This window comes from Bradyrhizobium manausense, assembly GCF_018129685.1.
GTDB lineage: Bacteria > Pseudomonadota > Alphaproteobacteria > Rhizobiales > Xanthobacteraceae > Bradyrhizobium > Bradyrhizobium manausense_D.
Genome location: NZ_JAFCLG010000001.1, coordinates 648,964 through 666,542 on the forward strand (window position 1 = coordinate 648,964; position 17,579 = coordinate 666,542).

Annotated in this window: 19 protein-coding genes; 9 read left to right on the forward strand and 10 right to left on the reverse strand. The window is 64.6% G+C overall.

Annotation, left to right across the window (positions count from 1 at the left end):
- Positions 1-122: 122 nt before the first annotated feature.
- From JQ621_RS03185 to JQ621_RS03195, 3 genes are all read left to right on the forward strand, one after another.
- On the forward strand, positions 123-1,163 hold the full coding sequence (locus JQ621_RS03185) for a PrsW family glutamic-type intramembrane protease (protein ID WP_212232949.1): 1,041 nt from the start codon (positions 123-125) through the stop codon (positions 1,161-1,163).
- 71 nt (positions 1,164-1,234) lie between these two features.
- Positions 1,235-1,813: an HdeD family acid-resistance protein gene (locus JQ621_RS03190; RefSeq protein ID WP_212232950.1), complete on the forward strand. Its 579-nt coding sequence runs from the start codon at positions 1,235-1,237 to the stop codon at positions 1,811-1,813.
- Positions 1,814-2,046: 233 nt separating this feature from the next.
- A complete protein-coding gene (locus tag JQ621_RS03195) occupies positions 2,047-3,132 on the forward strand; it encodes a 3-deoxy-7-phosphoheptulonate synthase (protein ID WP_212232951.1) in 1,086 nt (361 codons plus the stop codon).
- A gap of 55 nt (positions 3,133-3,187) precedes the next feature.
- On the opposite strand, the gene JQ621_RS03200 is transcribed toward JQ621_RS03195, so the two are convergent.
- The 3 genes from JQ621_RS03200 to epmA are packed head-to-tail and all read right to left on the reverse strand — an operon-like array spanning position 3,188 to position 5,627.
- Complete coding sequence (locus JQ621_RS03200) at positions 3,188-3,439, reverse strand: hypothetical protein (RefSeq protein ID WP_212232952.1); 252 nt, start codon at positions 3,437-3,439, stop codon at positions 3,188-3,190.
- 44 nt (positions 3,440-3,483) lie between these two features.
- Positions 3,484-4,578, reverse strand: coding sequence for a lysine-2,3-aminomutase-like protein (locus JQ621_RS03205; RefSeq protein ID WP_212232953.1), 1,095 nt, complete (start codon positions 4,576-4,578; stop codon positions 3,484-3,486).
- Positions 4,575-5,627 carry an EF-P lysine aminoacylase EpmA gene (epmA, locus tag JQ621_RS03210; RefSeq protein WP_212232954.1) on the reverse strand — a complete coding sequence of 351 codons (1,053 nt, stop codon included), beginning with the start codon at positions 5,625-5,627 and terminating at the stop codon, positions 4,575-4,577. Before epmA ends, JQ621_RS03205 begins: the two co-directional genes overlap by 4 nt.
- Before the next feature lie 162 nt (positions 5,628-5,789).
- On the opposite strand from epmA, the gene efp reads away from it, so the two are divergent.
- From efp to JQ621_RS03225, 3 genes are all read left to right on the forward strand, one after another.
- The gene (gene efp, locus JQ621_RS03215) at positions 5,790-6,356 is read left to right on the forward strand and encodes an elongation factor P (protein ID WP_195798251.1); all 567 of its coding nucleotides are present in this window, start codon (positions 5,790-5,792) and stop codon (positions 6,354-6,356) included.
- Positions 6,357-6,373: 17 nt separating this feature from the next.
- A complete protein-coding gene (locus JQ621_RS03220; RefSeq protein WP_212233785.1) occupies positions 6,374-7,996 on the forward strand; it encodes a M23 family peptidase in 1,623 nt (540 codons plus the stop codon).
- Positions 7,997-8,124: 128 nt separating this feature from the next.
- Positions 8,125-9,033 carry an amino acid ABC transporter substrate-binding protein gene (locus tag JQ621_RS03225; protein WP_212232955.1) on the forward strand — a complete coding sequence of 303 codons (909 nt, stop codon included), beginning with the start codon at positions 8,125-8,127 and terminating at the stop codon, positions 9,031-9,033.
- Between the two features lie 51 nt (positions 9,034-9,084).
- On the opposite strand, the gene JQ621_RS03230 is transcribed toward JQ621_RS03225, so the two are convergent.
- Both JQ621_RS03230 and JQ621_RS03235 read right to left on the reverse strand, forming a co-directional pair.
- On the reverse strand, positions 9,085-9,582 hold the full coding sequence (locus JQ621_RS03230) for a cupin domain-containing protein (RefSeq protein WP_212232956.1): 498 nt from the start codon (positions 9,580-9,582) through the stop codon (positions 9,085-9,087).
- Positions 9,583-9,599: 17 nt separating this feature from the next.
- The gene (locus JQ621_RS03235; RefSeq protein ID WP_212232957.1) at positions 9,600-10,067 is read right to left on the reverse strand and encodes a carboxymuconolactone decarboxylase family protein; all 468 of its coding nucleotides are present in this window, start codon (positions 10,065-10,067) and stop codon (positions 9,600-9,602) included.
- A 57-nt stretch (positions 10,068-10,124) separates the two neighbouring features.
- Between JQ621_RS03235 and JQ621_RS03240 the strand changes: the two genes are divergently transcribed.
- Positions 10,125-10,646, forward strand: coding sequence for a MarR family winged helix-turn-helix transcriptional regulator (locus JQ621_RS03240; protein ID WP_249124622.1), 522 nt, complete (start codon positions 10,125-10,127; stop codon positions 10,644-10,646).
- Positions 10,647-10,717: 71 nt separating this feature from the next.
- Here JQ621_RS03240 and JQ621_RS03245 read toward each other — a convergent pair whose 3' ends face one another.
- Complete coding sequence (locus tag JQ621_RS03245) at positions 10,718-10,969, reverse strand: hypothetical protein (protein ID WP_212232958.1); 252 nt, start codon at positions 10,967-10,969, stop codon at positions 10,718-10,720.
- Between the two features lie 60 nt (positions 10,970-11,029).
- Positions 11,030-11,284: a hypothetical protein gene (locus JQ621_RS03250; protein ID WP_194462305.1), complete on the reverse strand. Its 255-nt coding sequence runs from the start codon at positions 11,282-11,284 to the stop codon at positions 11,030-11,032.
- Positions 11,285-11,418: 134 nt separating this feature from the next.
- Between JQ621_RS03250 and JQ621_RS03255 the strand changes: the two genes are divergently transcribed.
- Positions 11,419-12,639: a lytic murein transglycosylase gene (locus JQ621_RS03255; protein ID WP_212232959.1), complete on the forward strand. Its 1,221-nt coding sequence runs from the start codon at positions 11,419-11,421 to the stop codon at positions 12,637-12,639.
- Between the two features lie 6 nt (positions 12,640-12,645).
- On the opposite strand, the gene JQ621_RS03260 is transcribed toward JQ621_RS03255, so the two are convergent.
- The 3 genes from JQ621_RS03260 to recJ all read right to left on the reverse strand — a co-directional run bounded on the left by JQ621_RS03260 (position 12,646) and on the right by recJ (position 16,219).
- Entirely contained in the window at positions 12,646-13,437 is a 792-nt protein-coding gene (locus tag JQ621_RS03260) for an aldolase (protein ID WP_212232960.1), read from the reverse strand.
- Between the two features lie 96 nt (positions 13,438-13,533).
- Positions 13,534-14,343, reverse strand: a complete 810-nt coding sequence (locus JQ621_RS03265; RefSeq protein WP_212232961.1) for an SDR family NAD(P)-dependent oxidoreductase — start codon at positions 14,341-14,343, stop codon at positions 13,534-13,536.
- A gap of 34 nt (positions 14,344-14,377) precedes the next feature.
- A complete protein-coding gene (recJ, locus tag JQ621_RS03270; RefSeq protein WP_212232962.1) occupies positions 14,378-16,219 on the reverse strand; it encodes a single-stranded-DNA-specific exonuclease RecJ in 1,842 nt (613 codons plus the stop codon).
- A 275-nt stretch (positions 16,220-16,494) separates the two neighbouring features.
- Between recJ and JQ621_RS03275 the strand changes: the two genes are divergently transcribed.
- On the forward strand, positions 16,495-17,571 hold the full coding sequence (locus JQ621_RS03275) for a methyl-accepting chemotaxis protein (protein ID WP_212232963.1): 1,077 nt from the start codon (positions 16,495-16,497) through the stop codon (positions 17,569-17,571).
- Positions 17,572-17,579: the final 8 nt, after the last annotated feature.

The following is a 17,579-nucleotide window of genomic DNA, read 5'->3' on the forward strand; positions in this document are numbered from 1 at the left end:
CTGACCGGTCTTGATGAACGCCAGCTGTCCGGCTCGTTAAGCAACGGGACAGCGAGCGCATGACAGATGGTCGCATCGGGACACGTAGATAAGCGGACCAACGGAACGTATTTTCGGCGCCAATGTATCTGATCGAAGCGTTGCCCACCGTCATCGGAACAGCCGCCATTGCCCCGGCGCTGCTGATGTTGTGGCTCGTCATTGCCGCCGAGGAACGCCCCGGACCACCCGCCCAGGTCTGGACCGCCTTCCTGCTCGGTGCCGCCAGCATTTCGCTGCTGGGTCTCGCCCGGGCCCCTTTCGTCAAGATGGCCGCAGCGCCCGACAACCCCTGGGCGGCGCTGGCCATGCACTCGGTCTTCGGGGTCGCGCTGCCGGAGGAGGCGGTCAAGGTGATCGCCATCGTGCTGGTCTCCTCGACCAAGCGGCGGACCTTCGCCAATCCGATGGACACGGTGGTTTATGGCGCCGCCGTCGGCCTCGGCTTCGCGGCGTATGAGAACCTCGCTTACCTCGTGCAGCATGCCGAGATGTGGCGGTCGCTGGCGGCCCTGCGCAGCGTGCTGACCGTACCCTTCCACGGCGCGCTTGGCATCATCGCCGGCGCCTACCTGACGATCGCGCGCGCCGGCACGGCGCTGGGCGCGAACCGCCATCACCGCGATTGGGCCCGCCTCTCCAGCCGCCTGCTGATCTTCGCCGGCCCGCTGGCGCTGCATTCGGCCTTCGACTTTCCGCTGCTCACGCTCCAGCGCATGCCGGATCTCGATCCCAACTTGCGGATATGGCTGGGCGGCGCGAGCCTCCTGATCGGCTTCAGCTCGATCGCCTTTGCCGTCCGCCTGGTGCGACGCGTTGCGCGTCACCACGCGCCCCGCACCGACGTCGCACGGGAGCGGCTCAGCCAGCTGCGACGGATGTGGGCACTGTGGCTTGCCGGCGGCGGGGTCGGCTTTCTCGGCCTCGCCTTCGTGCTGACCTCGATCCATCACTGGCTCATCAATCCCGAGCGCAATCTGACGCTGGCGCTGATCCCGATCGGCCTGACCTCGATCCTGCTTGGCCTTGCGCTTTTGGTCGTTACGACCGCGATCTATGTTCTTGGCCGCAACCGCATCCGCACGTCTGGCGACGGATTTTCGTCAGCGCACGGCGGCGGTTGACCCGCGGGATGGCGCGTGCAGTGCGCGTGTACTAAGTTGGTTGCATCTGCTCCCGAGACGTAGAGGCCCGCATGACATCGCCCGAGGATTTTTCACGGCTGCAAACCAAGCTGAGCCAGGCGGTGAAGGCGCATTGGAAGGCGTTTCTGTTCGAAGGCATCCTGCTTGCCGTGCTCGGCATGGCCGCGCTGATCCTGCCGCCGCTCGCAAGCCTCGCAATCACGATCGTTCTCGGCTGGATGTTCTTGATCAGCGGCATCGGTGGTCTGATCGCGACCTATTGGGCACGTGCCACGCCGGGCTTCTGGTGGTCACTGATCTCCGCGGCCCTCGCCGTGCTCGCAGGCATGCTGCTGTTGGCACGCCCGATGCAGGCCGTGCTGACGCTGACGATCGTGCTCGGCGCCTATTTCCTTGCCGAGGGCGTCACCACCATCATGTACGCGCTGGAGCACCGTCGTGAGCTGAGTGGCCGATGGTCGTGGCTCCTGGTCTCGGGCCTCGTCGACATCGCGATTGCGTTCATGGTGATCACGGGACTGCCGAGTTCGGCGGAATGGGCCATCGGCGTGCTCGTCGGTATCAACCTTTTGTTCGGCGGTGCGACCCTGATCGGCATGGCCCTGGCGGCACGCAAAAGCAACACCTGAGGGGCTCGTTGCGTGCCGAGCCGGTTTGGGGGGTGACAACCCGCCAAAGGCACGCTATATGGCCTCCCATGATCACCGTCGCCACCAGCTATTTTTGGTACTTTAGCTACGACAGCTTGCTGGCGGCAGGGGGATCGCGCTCAATCTGAATATTGAAGCAAACGTCCGAACAGCCGCCAAACCTGGCGGCTTTTTTATTGGCCGGCAGGTTCTGAAACCAACAGGAGCCCGCCGTGCTGAGCACGACTGACGATCTTCGTATCCGCGAACTGAAAGAGCTGAGCACGCCTGAAGAGGTGATGCGGGAAGTTCCGCGCACCCTCACGGCGACCCGTGTCGTGATGGCCGCGCGCAATGCCATCCACGCCATCCTCAACGGCCAGGACGACCGACTTCTGGTCGTCGTCGGACCCTGCTCGGTGCACGATCCCAAGGCGGCGCTCGAATATGCCGGGCGCCTTGCAAAGCTGCGCGAGGACCTCGCGGATCAGCTCGAGATCGTGATGCGGGTCTATTTCGAGAAGCCGCGGACGACCGTCGGCTGGAAAGGCCTGATCAATGATCCGGATCTCGACGGCAGCTTCGACATCAACAAGGGCCTGCGGCTCGCGCGCAATGTGCTGTCGGCCGTGAACAATCTCGGTCTGCCTGCTGGCGCCGAATTCCTCGACATGACGACGCCGCAATACATCGCCGACCTCGTGTCCTGGGCCGCGATCGGCGCGCGCACGACCGAGAGCCAGATCCATCGCGAGCTGGCCTCGGGGCTGTCCTGCCCGGTCGGGTTCAAGAATGGTACCGACGGCAATGTGCGCATCGCTGCGGACGCGGTGAAGTCGGCCTCGCATCCGCATCATTTCATGGCGGTCACAAAACTCGGCCGCTCCGCGATCGCCTCGACCGCGGGCAACGAGGACTGCCACATCATCCTGCGCGGCGGCGCCAAGCCGAACTACGACGCGGCAAGCGTCGCTGCGGCCTGCAACGAGCTGGCGAAATCCGGCGTCGCACCGCTGGTGATGGTGGATGCGAGCCACGCCAATTCGAGCAAGAAGCCGGAGAACCAGCCGCTGGTCATGGCCGACATCGCCGGTCAGATCTCGGGCGGCGAGAACCGCATCATGGGCGTGATGATCGAGAGCAATCTCGTCGCGGGCCGCCAGGACGTCGTGCCGGGCAAGCCGCTGACCTACGGTCAGAGCATCACCGACGGATGCATCGACTGGGCGACGACGGCGACAGTGCTCGAACAGCTCGCCGATGCCGTCGAGATCCGGCGCAACGCGAAGCGCGCCGGCCTGCACGAGCGCTCCGCGTAAGCCGAGACAGGCGCGGGCGGGGCGATGCTGTTGGCGCCCTGCCCGCAATTGCGACTTAACAGCCGCGGCAGATGCTCTTGATCTTCTTGTCGAGCGCCTGATTTTCCTTGCTCAAGGGATCGTTGGCGTCGCTCAGATTCTTCTCGTCGGGCACGTCGCCGACGCGCGGCTGGCGATGACCGACCGGCGCCGGCGGTGGCGAACTGGCTGAGGCGCCGCTGGACGTCGATCCCTTGGTGCCGGTTTGCGCGACCGCGGCACCGCCGAGCAAGGCCACGAGCGATACGGCCACAATGATCCTCTTCATTTCGTACCTCCAGTCCTCAAACCGGCGCGTCCTCCGTCACCGCATCAGGTCTCGGGCGGATAGAGGTGCACGTCGCCGCAATAATCCACGATACGATAGCGCGTTTCCGTCACCGCATCACCCGCGTCGGCTGCGGTATTTTGCGCCGCCAACACATAATTCGGCCCGACCGGCGATTTGCCGGCGCCGCCCGGAATGTCGATGACATAGTCCGGCTGACACAGCCCTGAGACCCGCCCCCGCAACTGCCGCATCAACTCCTGTCCGTGCGCCAGCGTCGTCCGCAGATGCGCAGTCCCCGGCGCCAGATCGCCGTGATGCAGGTAATAGGGCTTGATCCGGCATTCGACGAAGGCACGCATTAAATCCGACAAGGCGGTGATGTTGTCATTGATCCCGCGCAAAAGCACGGACTGGCTCACCATGGGAATCCCGGCATCGACCAGCCGCGCGCAGGCGGCGCGGGCCGGTCCCGTCAACTCGCGCGCATGGTTGGCATGCAGTGCCAGCCAGGTGGTTGCGCCCTCGACCTGCAGCGCCGCGACCATCTCGTCGCTGATCCGCGCGGGATCGGCCACGGGCACACGGGTATGAAGCCGGATGATCTTGACGTGTTCGATGCCGGCAAGATCGGCCATGATCTCGCTCAGGCGACGCGGCGACAGCATCAGCGGATCGCCGCCGGTCAGGATCACTTCCCAGATCTCGCTATGCGCGCGGATATAATCGATCGCGGCGCGATAGGCGCTGTCCGAGAGTGCATTCTCCTTGCCGGGACCGACCATCTCGCGGCGGAAGCAGAAGCGGCAATAGACCGCGCAGACGTGAACGAGCTTGAACAGCACGCGATCGGGATAGCGATGCACGATGCCGGTGACAGGCGAATGCGGGTGATCGCCGATCGGATCGGCGCTCTCGCCCGGCTGCATCTCAAGCTCGGCGGCAGTCGGAACGAACTGGCGGGCGATGGGATCATCAGGGTCCGAGGTGTCAATCAGCTCGACCAGCGCCGGCGTGATCGCAACCGCATAGCGGGCCGCGACGCGTTCGAGCGCGGGCAGAGCCGTGGCGGGCGCAAGGTCCGCGGCGACAAGTTCGGCCGCCTCGCGCAATGTCCGTGCAAAATTGGTCTTCGTCATCTCTCGTCCACAGGCGGTGTCCACACCACCTGATCAATCCGCGTTGCGCCGCTTGCCAGCATCACGAGCCGGTCAAAACCGAGCGCGACACCGCTCGCGTCCGGCATTGCGGCAACCGCGGCCAGAAAATCCTCGTCCAGCGGATAGGCCTCGCCGTAGCGGCGCTGCTTCTCTGCCATCGACTCCGTGAAGCGCTTGCGCTGTTCCTCGGCGTCGGTGAGTTCGCCAAAGCCGTTGGCGAGCTCGACGCCGCAGGCATAGACCTCGAACCGCTCGGCGACCCGCCGGTCGTCTGTCTTCACCCGCGCCAGCGCCGCCTCTGGGGATGGGTATTCGAACAGAATGGTCAAACGCCCCTGCCCTAGATGCGGCTCGACATGCTCAACCAGAACTTTGCTGAAGATGTCCGACCAGGTGTCGTCGTGGGCAACCCGGACCTTGCCGGCGGCCGCCTCGGCGAGCGCGGCACGATTACCCTCGTTGCCCGAGATTGTCGACAGCAGGTCGATCCCGGCGAAGCGCTCGAAGGCGCCCGCGACGGTCAGAAGCTCCGGCTCGGAAAACGGGTCCGCGGTCCGACCCCGGAAGGAGAAAGTCCCAATCCCGGTCGCCTGCGCGGCCGTGGCGATGACGACCACGGTATCGGCCATGATGGCGTCATAGGGTGCGCCGGCCCGGTACCATTCCAGCATAGTGAATTCGGGCAGGTGCAGGTCGCCCCGCTCGCGGTCGCGGAACACCCGGGCGAACTCGAAAATCCGCTCCTCGCCGGCCGCCAGCAGCTTCTTGCATGCGAATTCGGGCGAGGTCCGCAGGTACCGGCTGGCCCGGCTGCCGTCAGGCCGCATGATCTCGGTCCGGGGGGCGTGCAAATGGGTCTCGTTGCCCGGGGAGACCTGAAGGACCGAGGTTTCGACCTCGACAAAGCCCTGCTCGGCGAAAAAGCCCCTGACAGACCCGGTGATGGCCCCCCTGGCCTGGAGGAACGGCCGCCGGTCGAGATGCCGCGAGGGGCTCCAGAACGGCGAAAGCGGCTTGTCCCCAGCCATTAACCGGTCGCCTCTTGGGCCAGCAAAATGCTGGCATTCAACGACAAAATGCGTATGTTGCGGCCCGAAACGGGCGCCGAGGTCTGATTTGAGGCCCCAAGTCCCCCATCGATTTGACCACGTCCTGGCCTGAGCCGGGCCAAGCAAGCAGGAAATATAGCTTTGAGAGTCATCGCCAGTTCTATTCGCAAGGGCAACGTGATCGAGCAAGACGGCAAGCTCTATGTCGTCGTGAGCGCCGAGAACATCCATCCCGGCAAGGGCACGCCGGTCAGCCAGATCGAAATGCGCCGAATCTCGGACGGGGTAAAGATCTCCGAGCGCTACAAGACCACCGACCAGGTCGAAAAGGCCACGATCGAAGAGCGCAACTTCACGTTCCTGTACGAAGATGGCGACGGCTTCCACTTCATGAACCCCGAGACCTATGATCAGGTCCAGGTCTCCAAGGACGTCGTCGGCGACGCGGCCGCGTATCTTCAACCTGATATGACCGTCAAGCTGTCGACCCACGACGTCAACGTGGTGTCGCTCGCGCTGCCGCAGCGCGTGACGCTGGAAGTGGTCGAGACCGAGCCGGTGACCAAGGGCCAGACCGCCTCCTCCTCCTACAAGCCGGCGGTGCTGTCCAACGGCATCCGTACCACCGTGCCGCCGCACATCTCCGTCGGCACCCGCATCGTGGTGATGACCGAAGACGGCTCCTACTCCGAGCGCGCCAAGGACTAAACCAGGGATCAGGACAGCTGCCGCCGGGGGGCGAGACTGTGGCCAGGACGGGTTTCCGCTTCGTCTCGCTTCTTCTGGCGTCGCTTTCGCTCCTCACCGCAACGCCGCTCGCCGCGGACGAATTCCGCAGCCCCTCGCTCACAGCCCTGCGCGTCGATTGGCGCGCAGCGCTCGACCAACTCCGCACCGAGATCAGCAGCCGCCCACAGGTCGCGGCCGATTTCATCTTCGTGCCACGCCGTTCGGTACCGCGCTTTGATCCGCGCGCGATGCCGGCGCTGGTGCAGCTCAATGCGGTCTCCTCGCAGTTTTTCGCCGGCATTGCCCGCAGCTCCGTTCCCGTGCTGCTGCCGTTCGATGCCGCCGCCTATCTCGATGCGCAGCGCAGCGGCGCATCGTCCACACTGGCCCTGTCGCGCTACCAGGCCGATTTTAATCCCGTCGACATGTTCGATGCCGGCCCCGCCGGCTACAGCGCGAGCTTTTCGCTCGAACCGGGCGCCGGTGACGGCATGCCGACGCGCGTGTTTGCAAAGCCGGTCGAGATTCAGATCACGGGATCGGCGCTGGTCTACGACATTGCCGATCCTGCCGGCGGCAAGGGCGAGCCGGTCAAGCCGCTTGCGACGATCTATCCTGACTTGCGCAAATTCATTCGCGAAGGCTACGTGCGCTATGCTTTCACACGTTTCGGCGTCGCCTATGTGGTGTCGATCCAGTGTCTGGACAGTGTCGCGAAACCGCGGCGGCTGGCCTGCAAGGAGGCCTATCCCGTTGCCGAGCGCTTCCTGAAGGCCCTGCATGTCGCCGGCGGCCAGCGCGCCCGGCCGCTCATGGACGTTACCTCCGAATTGATCGATCGTCCTGCCGGCCGGTCGGCGGATTTCACCTACCGGCCGAGCGGCGACATCATTCCGAACACCGGTTATCGCAAGCAGGGCGGCCATCCCGACCCGATGGCCTATGCGCAGATCCGCTTCCCGCTCGAGAAGGCGCCGGCTTTCGTGCATTCGCAATCCTACGCGAAGCGCGACAAGGATGACGGTCCGAACGCCTATCCGTGGCGCGACAATTTCTGCGAGTCGCGGAGCTTCGAGGTCTGGCAGTGCGGAGGCGGATATGGCCACCAGGGCGAGGACATCCGCGCCGCCGACTGCCCCTCGCCCGGAGATGTCCGCGAACCCTGCGATCCCAAGCAGCGCGCCGTCGTTGCTGTACGCGATGCCATGGTGATCCGTGCCCCCAAGGACCAGGCCGCGACGCTCCTGGTCAACAGCCGCGCCGAGCACATCCGTTTCCGGTACATGCACATGAATCCGCAGGCGATGAACGCCGATGGGGTCCTCAATGGCCGCATCGTCACCGAAGGCGAGAAGATCGGCGTGATCTCGAACTATCTCGATCATCCTGCGGGCACGTCGATGCACCTGCATTTCGACGTTCAGGTGTTCACCCGCGACGGCTGGATCTGGGTGAGCCCCTACGTCACGCTGGTTTCGGCCTATGAGCGCCTGATCCGCGCCCGCGGTCGCGAGATCGGCACGGAGATCGCGGGGAACCCGCAGCCGGTCGCGCATGCACTGCCCGAGGACGTGGTCAAGCCCGACCTGCGCGAGGGATCGAGCAACGAAGAGAACTGAGGCTGCCCACGCAGCCCCCCGGCGCTCGCCAAAGCCTGTGAAGGCGCGATGACGGCCCGCATGACCCGACCTTCTCTGGCCCCAGAATTGCTTGGCTGCGGCAGCCAAACAGGACGAAGGGGAAGCTCATGCGTTATCTAGCCACGGCGGCCATTCTCGCAGTCGCGCTCGCCATGCCGGCTCGCGCGGAAGAATTGAGCGGCACGCTCAAGAAGGTCAAGGACACGGGCGCGATCACCCTCGGAATCCGCGACAGCGCGGTGCCGTTCAGTTACATCGACGACAAGCAGAAGATCGTGGGCTACGCCGTCGACATCTGCATGAAGATCGTCGACGACATCAAAACCGAGCTCAAGCTGGACAAGCTCGAGGTCAACGAGACGATCGTCACCTCATCCACGCGCATCCCACTCATGGCCAACGGCACGGTCGATCTCGAATGCGGCTCGACCACCAACAACGCCGACCGCCAGAAGCAGGTGTGGTTCACCAACACGCATTTCCTCACGGCGAGCCGCTTCGTGTCCAAGAAGGCGCTAAAGCTCGACCAAATCGATGATCTCAAAGGCAAGGCCGTCGTCTCTGTCGCCGGCACAACCAACATCAACCAGCTCACCAAAGCCAATCTGGCGCACTCGCTCGGCATCACCGTGATGAGTGCCAAGGATGTCCCCGAGGCCTTCCTGATGGTCGAGACCGACCGCGCAGCAGCGTTTGTCATGGACGACATCCAGCTTGCGGCGATGATCGCCTCCTCGAAGGATCCTTCGCTCTACGCCATCAGCAATGGCGCATTCTCTGATCCGGAGCCCTATGGCATCATGCTGCGCAAGGATGACGTGCCGTTCAAGACGGTGGTCGATCGGGCAACTTCAAAACTCTACCAGAGCCCCGAGATCCAGAAGATCTACGACAAATGGTTCATGGAGCCAGTGCCGCCGCGCGGCCTGAACTTCCACGTGCCGATGCCGGCCTCGCTGAAGAAGTCGTTCGAGCACCCGTCGGACAATCCTGATCCCGCATCCTACGGCGGCTGATGCAATTCGAGATTTACCCGGATCGAGCTTCCGCTCGATCCGGGCTTTCCGTCATTCCAGATACGTCGTCAATTGCGCGCCCTCATCCGCCACGAACACCGCGATCAGTTCGGCGGGCTCGGTGGTGCTGGCATTGGCTGAAACAAGATGCGTTGCGCCTGGCGGCTCGAAGAAGGATTGGCCGACGCCGAATGTCTCGACCGGTCCGCCGCCAAGCTGGGAACGGATCTCGCCCTTGGTGATGTAGGCGGTCACCGCACCGGAATGCCGGTGCGGGCGCGAAAATCCGCCAGGACCGTAGAAAACCCGCACGATAGTGACGCGCTTTCCCGGAACATTTGGTAGCGCGTAGGAGCCAATCGGCTCGACCCTGTCGAGCGGCGAGCTTTCCGCGGCGGTAGCGCAAAGCGGAGCGAGCGCGCTCGAGACGGTGTCCATCGTCACAGGCAACGCCTTGCCGATCGCGAATGCGCAACAAAGACCGCCGACAGCGGCCAAAATCATCGATCGCGATCGAAGTGGCGCGGCCGACACACTCATGGCTGTCATTGTGATCTACCTCTTTATCAGGACGCCGTTGCCGGCCGCTTCGGCGGCGTCCAGCGAAACGCTGCGCCAAACCGATTCCAGACGTTGATCGAAGCGATAGCCGAGGTCAGGTACATCAGCTCGGTCTCCGAGAATTCGCGCTGCACCTCTGCATAGACCTCATCGCCGAAGCCGCCAGGCAGCTGGGTCAGTGCCTCGGTCCACGCCAGCGCTGCACGTTCGCGCGCCGAGTAGATCGGAGCTTCGCGCCAGACGGCGACCAGATGAAGCTTGTCCGCGGCGATCCCAAGCCGCTCCGAGAGGAGCACGTGATGCTGCACGCAGAAGGCGCAGCCGTTGATCTGCGAGGCGCGCAACTTGACGAGCTCGAGGAGCTGCTTGTCGAGGCCGGCCTTGGCCGCGACCTGGCCGAGCGCCAGCACCAGATCATACGCGTCCGGCGCGATCCGCTTGAAATCCTCGTATTCGCTGCGGGCATGTGACATTGCCATTCACCTTGTGATATTGTAAGACCACTTACATCTTATAAGAGCCCTTATATTATGCGCAAGTCGGTCATCATCACGAAATCGAAACCGGGGCAGAGAGCGTCCAGGGTGGAGGCTGCAGTCCGGGTGCCCGCCCCCGGCGAAGGCAAACGCGGCGAGCAGGGCTATCTCGGCTACCTGTTGCGTCAGGCCCACGCGGCAGTGCGATTGAAGATGGAACGCACGCTCGCCGATCTCGGCGTGACCTCGCCGCAATTCGCCGTGCTGACCATGCTGAACGCTTATCCGGGATTATCCGGCGCCGACGTCGCACGCCTCACCTTCCTGACGCCGCAGACCGTCGGTGTCATCATACGCAACCTCGAGCGTGACCACGCGATCATGATGACGCCGCATCCCGTCCATGGCCGCATCCAGCAATGGACGCTGACACAACGCGGCGCGACGCTGCTGAAGGATTGCAGGGGACGTGTGATTGAACTGGAGAAGCGCCTCGCCAGTGGCCTCGATGCCAAGGCCGAGGCAAGCATCCGCCGCTGGCTCGCCAACATTGCGACGGAGTTGCAGGAAAACTAGGCTATCGAACAGCCAGCGCATGGATGCATGATGGGCACACGAAAAAGAGCTGGCCCAAGGTTGGAGCTGGCCTATCCGCCTTCCAACGCTTTCTTCACCTCGCTGTCGGGCCAGGGCTCGCCTGCCACGATGACCCGGATTCGGCTTTGGTCGGTGGTATTCACCAGCACATGCGAACACACTCTGTCGCCGCTGGGCTCCAGGTCCAAATCCGTTTCGGGTTTCCAGCTCAGTGTCGCGGCGAGGTCGCCGGGAAAAATCTGCCAGCATGATCCGTCGTCGAGCTCGACGACGTGGCTTTCAGCATGTGCGCGTATCTTCATTCCGCCCCGAAGTCTCGTTGAGGAAGGCGGGCCCCGGCGACCTGCCGAGGCCCTACTTCGTCAATCGTTGTCGTGATGAATGACGGTCTTGCTGCGGTTGCCGAATTCATCTTCCTTCTTGATCACGGTGGTCCGGTCGGCTGGCGCACGCTCCTTGATGACCGTGGTGCGATCACGGTCGCGGTCGCGATACTCGTGGGACTCGCCCACGGTCACCCCGGCACCGACCGGGCCAACGTGAACACCGACCTCGTCCGCGAACGCTGGAGCCGCGATAGCCGTCACCATGGCAGCCGCAAACAGATATTTCCGCATCTCGTCCTCCTCGATTGTGTGCGGAGGAAATGCGGGAATGCGACACTTTGTTCCCGGGAACGCAACGTCGAAAGCCTGTCCCACTTGTTCCAGGAACCGCCCACAGGAGCCGTGTTTCGCGCTACCATGGCCGCATGAAACAAGCTGATTCCTCGGCCCCTCGCATTACCCGCCGTGCCCTCCTTGGCATAGCCGCCTCGCTGGCAATTCCATCGCATGCACTTGCGTCACCTCCGGGCTTCGACGAATGGCGCGAGGCTTTTCGCGCACGCGCCATGGCGAAAGGTATTTCGGCTGCGACCTGGCAGCGAGCCATGGCACGGGTGGAGCCCGACATGAGCGTGTTCAAGCAGATGCGCAACCAGCCCGAATTCCACGAGCAGGTCTGGCAGTACATCAACCGCCGCGTCTCCGACTGGCGCATCATCAACGGCAAGATCGCACTGAAGAACAACGAAGCACTGTTCGCGCGCATCGAGCGCGATTTCGGTGTCGAGCGCGGCACGCTGCTGGCGCTGTGGGGCGTGGAGTCTGCTTACGGCGATCCGCTGGTGCAGCAGAACCACATGACGCCCGTGTTTCCCTCGCTCGCCGCGCTTGCCTGGAACGAACCGCGCCGCAAGGCCTATTGGGAAGCCGAACTGCTGAATGCGCTTCGCATCGTCGACAAGGGCTGGAGCACGCCCGAAGAGATGCAGGGCTCCTGGGCCGGCGCGATGGGGAATTCGCAATGGATGCCGGAGGTGTGGCTCAATGTCGGCATCGACTATGACGGCGACGGCAAGGTCTCGCCATTCGGCAAGCCCGACGACGCGCTGGGGTCGACGGCAAAATATCTCGTCAATCGCGGCAAATGGCGCCGTGGCGAACACTGGGGCTACGAGGTGCGCAGCGCCGGCGAGATGAACGGCAGCCGCACCTATGCGGCATGGCAGGCGGCGGGCGTCACGCGCGCCGACGGCCAGCCGTTCCCGCAACCGAACGCATCCGCGCAGATGTGGACACCGGTCGCGGGTGGACCGAGCTTCCTGCTGGGGCCGAATTTCTACGCGGTGAAGAGCTACAATCCCTCGATGAACTATGCGCTGGCGATCTGCCATCTCGGCGACCGCTGCCTCGGCGCGCCGCCCTTCATCCAGCCCTTCCCCGGCTCCGAGCGCGCCCTCACGCTCGCAGAGGTGCAGGAGATGCAGACGCGCCTGACCAAGGCGGGCTTTGACACCGGCGGCACCGATGGTCGCGTCGGCAACGATACCATGAAGGCGATCAAGGATTTTCAGCAGCGCGCCGGCATCGCGCCCGCCGATGGCTATGGCGGGCTGAAGGTGCTCGCGAAGCTGCGGCAGGGATCGTAAACAGCGTCAGTGCCGGTATTGCGGCTCTTCCGCGTCGAGCTGACGGCGGATCGCAGCCAGATGCAACCGTGCGGATTCGGAATCGCCCTCACGCATCTGCTTGTAGGTCGCGGCCGCGATTGCGGGATCGACCGGCAGCACCTTGCGTCCCGTCGACATCGCCAGCACCTGCACTTCGGCCGCGCGTTCGAGGTAGTAGAGATCGTCCCACGCTTCCGCGATCGTCGGCGCCAGCACCATCACGCCGTGATGCTTCATGAAGACGATGTCGGCGTCGCCCACGGCCGATGCAATCCGGGCGCCTTCGCTGGCGTCGAGCGCGAGGCCGTTATAATCGCGGTCCACCGCGGTGCGTCCGTAGAACTTCAGCGCGGTCTGCCCGGCCCAGATCAGCGGGTCGCCCTCAATCATCGACAATGCCGTCGCATAAGGCATATGGCTGTGGAAGGCGACCCTGGCGCGCGGCAGGCGCTTGTGCATCTCGGCATGGATGTAGAACGCGGTTGCTTCGGGTTCGCCCTCGCCGTCGAGCACATGACCGTGGAAATCGCAGATCAGGAGTCTTGAGGCAGTCAGCTCGCGAAAGGCGTAGCCGTAAGGGTTGACCAGGAACAGATCATCGTGGCCCGGCACCACGGCCGAGAAGTGGTTGCAAATGCCCTCCTCAAAGCCGTTGCGCGCGGCCATGCGGAAGCAGGCGGCGAGATCCTCGCGCGCGGTACGGATTGCGTCGGTGGCGAGGTCCGGGCGGTTTGAGCGGACCGGCGCTGGTGAGGCGGCGTGAAGGCTGTGCGCCATGGCGAAGGAGACCTCTTTCGGGCAGGGACCGGCAGCGTTTTACAGCGCCGATGCCTGCGCGTCAGCCCCCGCGACGGCCACCCTGCCCTGCGTCTCTCACGCCCGCCGCGGCACTCCGCCGGCATTCATGCCGCCGTCGATAACGAGCTCACTGCCGGTGACGTAGCGCGAGGCATCCGACGCCAGATACAGCACGCCGGAGGCAATTTCGGCGGCCTGTCCCGCACGGCCGAGCGGCGTCGCGACCTTGGCGCGCTCCTCCGGATCGATCGGCGCGTTCTGGCCGGCACCCGTCGCGCCCGTCGGGATCTTGCCCCAGATCGGGGTATCGATGATCCCGGGATGGACCGAATTGACGCGGATACCGTCGCCGGCTGCCGCGCACTCCATCGCGATCGATTTGGCGAACAGCCGCACGCCGCCCTTGGTCGCCGAATAAGCCGAGAGCCCCGGCGCACCGCGCAAGCCCGCAAGCGACGACATCATCACGATCGAACCACCGCCATGCTTGCGCATCAGCGGAAGGCAATGCTTGACCGACAGGAAGACGCCGTCGAGGTTGATCGCATTCTGCCTGCGCCAGTCAGTGAGCGTCATGTCGGTGATCGACGGCACGGCAATGCCGATGCCGGCATTGGAGACCATGACGTCGAGTCGGCCGTAACGCTTCGCGACCTCCTCGACAATCTCGATCCAGCGCTCCTCGCTGGTGACGTCCTGCTCCAGGAAGATCGCCTTGCCGCCGGCATTCGTCACGCGCTTGACGAGTTCGGGCCCGCGCAGCTCGTCGATGTCGGTGATGACCACAGTGGCGCCTTCGCGCGCGAACAGCTCGACGATCGCCTCGCCAATGCCAGACGCACCGCCTGTCACCAGCGCGACCTTGCCCTCAATCTGCCCTGCCATGTTCACTCCCCTTCTTTTTGTTTGTCTGAGACCGCTATCTAATCACCGATGGCCCCTGATCCGGTAGCGCGATGTCGATGACGCGGAACTGGACGCGCTCGGCGCCCTGATAGCGATCAACCGACAGCGAGCCTGCGACGTGCAGTTGCTGGCCGCGATTGGCGAGCAGCGCATTGCCGAGCTTCTGGCCGACCGAACGAAACGCGATGCCGTTGACGATGGCGCCATCGCCCGACTTGAATCTTAGTCTCAAATGCGCCTGTCCGACCTCATCGGCAAAGACCAGCTGATGCGCCGGCAGCGCCAGCACCGGCTCCGGATTGCCGCTGCCGAAGGGTCCTGCACGATTGAGCGTGCTCGCAAGCTCCGGCGTCACCGCGCGCGCCGAGATCGCGCCGTCGATGTAGAGCTCGTTGACGTGACGCGCCTCGGCGACATCCTGCGCCAGTGCGTTTTCGAGATAGGCACGGAATTCAGCGAGCTTCTCTTTCCGCAGCGTCACGCCCGCGGCCATCGCGTGGCCCCCGCCTTTCAACAGAATACCGTCAGCCACGGCCTGCCGTACCGCCTTGCCGAGATCGACGCCGACGATCGAGCGACCCGAGCCGGTGCCGATGCCGCCAGGCTCGAGCGCGATCGCAAAAGCGGGCCGCGAGAACTTCTCCTTCAGCCGCGATGCAACGAGGCCGACCACGCCGGGATGCCAGCCCTCGGACGCGGTCACGATCACGCCCAGCTTGTCCTCGAGGCCGATCGACGCCAGCGCCTCGGCTTCGGCCTGGGCCTCGGCAGCCTGTTCGATGACGCGGCGCTCGCCGTTCAGACGGTCGAGCTCGGCCGCGATCCGCGCAGCCTCGACGCTGTCGCCTTCCAGCAGCAGTCGCACCCCGAGATCGGCGCGGCCGATGCGCCCCCCCGCATTGACGCGCGGCCCCAGCATGAAGCCGAGATGCCAGGCCTCCGGCGGGCCATTGAGCCGCGCCACGTCCATCAGCGCGGTATGGCCGATATGGTCGCGCCGCCGCATCGCGATCAGGCCCTTGGCGACGAAGGCCCGATTCAAACCAATCAGCGGCGCGACGTCGGCGACGGTGCCGAGTGCGACGTGATGCAGCATGCCGAGCAGATCGGGCTCGGGCATTTCCGCAGTCCAGAAGCCGCGCTGCCGAAGTTCGCGATTGACCGCGACCAGCGTGACCAGCACGAGGCCGACGGCAGCGAGATGGCCGAGGCCGGAGAGATCGTCGAGCCGGTTCGGGTTGACCAGCGCATCGACCTCAGGAAGCACATCGCCGGGCTGGTGGTGGTCGATCACGACCACGGACATGCCGAGGCGCTTCGCCTCCGCCAGCGGTTCGATGCTGGTGGTGCCGCAATCGACGGTGACGAGCAGCGTGGCGCCCTTGGCCGCCAGGCCGCGCACGGCTTCGACGTTGGGGCCATAGCCTTCAAAAATGCGGTCGGGAATGTGGATCAGCGGGTCGAGCCCGCAATGGCGCAAGTGCCAGGCGAGCAGCGCCGCCGACGTTGCGCCGTCGACGTCATAGTCGCCGAAGATCGCGACGGTTTCGCCCGTCACGGCGGCAGCCGCGATGCGTTTCGATGCGGCTTCCATCTCCGTGATCGTGAACGGATCGGGCAGCAATTTGCGGATGGTCGGATCGAGGAAATCGGGTACGGCGTCGATGTCGACGCCGCGCCCGGCGAGCACGCGTGCCAGCAGTTCCGGCAGTTGGTGACGCTGCACGATGGCGAGCGCCGTGGCGGCGCCGCGCGCATCCAGCCGGGTGCGCCAGAGCTTGTCGGTGAGCGAGCGCGCCACGCCAAGGAAGGCCTGGGGCGTTTCGACGGGCAAGGCGGTAGCGGGCGGCGTCATGATTCGAGGTTCAGATCGTCAGGGATGCGCAACGGCGCGGTGGCCGCATCCGGCCCGCTGGATTGACCGGCAATCCCAGGCCAATTGCAATGTCCGCGGCCCACAAAGCGGTGGATTGCCGGCTTGCTGGGCGGTCTGACTACCATTTGAGCAGCGACGCGGACAGCAAATTAAGTGGGCGTTAGCGGGAATCTTCGAAATCTACTGATATTCGATCTGTGATTTTTAGTTCCGGGTTCATTGCAGGTCAGGCCTCATTGCCAAGGAATGCCCCGATGTCTGCTGCGCTGGGTCTGAAAGCCAGGTCCGTTACCACCGAAACTGCTGACGACGATTCCGACATTTCCGCGCTGATCAACCGCCTCACCGCGGAGGTCAACCAGATCGCGGTCGACAAGACCAAGTCGATCCAGCAGATCACCAACCAGATGAAGATGCTGGCGCTGAACGCGCTGATCGAGAGCTCGCGGGCCGGCGCGCAGGGCGCCGGCTTCGCGGTGGTGGCGCAGGAGGTGCGCGGGGTCGGCCAGCAGGTCGAGACCATCGCCCGCGAGCTCGAGACCCAGCTGACCAAACGCACCGGCGATCTCGTCGCCTCGATCGAGCGCATGAGCCGGCGCTCGCGCGGCGAACGCATGATGGACCTGTCCCTCAACGCGATCGAGCTGATCGACCGCAACCTCTATGAGCGCACCTGCGACGTGCGCTGGTGGGCGACCGACTCCGCCGTGGTCGATTGCGCGGCCTCGCCCGCCCCGGAAGCCGTCAGCTACGCCTCGCAGCGCCTCGGCGTCATCCTCGGTGCCTACACCGTCTATCTCGACCTCTGGCTCTGCGACCTCGACGGCAACGTGATCGCCAATGGTCGCGCCGATCGTTTTCGCGTGGTCGGCCAGAACGTCGCCCACACCAAATGGTTTCGCGAGGCGAAGACGCTGCGCTCCGGCGACGACTATGTCGCCGGCGACGTCGAGAACCAGCCGCTGCTCGGCAACGCCCAGGTTGCGACCTACTGCGCCAGCGTCCGCGCCGGCGGCCAGGCCAACGGCACGCCGGTCGGCGTGCTCGCCATCCATTTCGACTGGGAGCCGCAGGCGCGCGCGATCGTGCAGGGCGTCCGCGTCGGCGACGCCGACAAGGCCCGCGTGCTGCTGGTCGACTCGAACTTTCGCGTGATCGCCGCCTCCGACGGCCAGGGCATTCTCAGCGAGCGCATCACGCTCTCACTCAACGGCCAGAGCTCGGGCTTCTATCACGATCACTCAGGCGCGATGATCGCCTTCCATGCGACACCGGGCTACGAGACCTATCGCGGGCTCGGTTGGTACGGCGTGATCATCTGCGCGGCCTGATGCTTTCA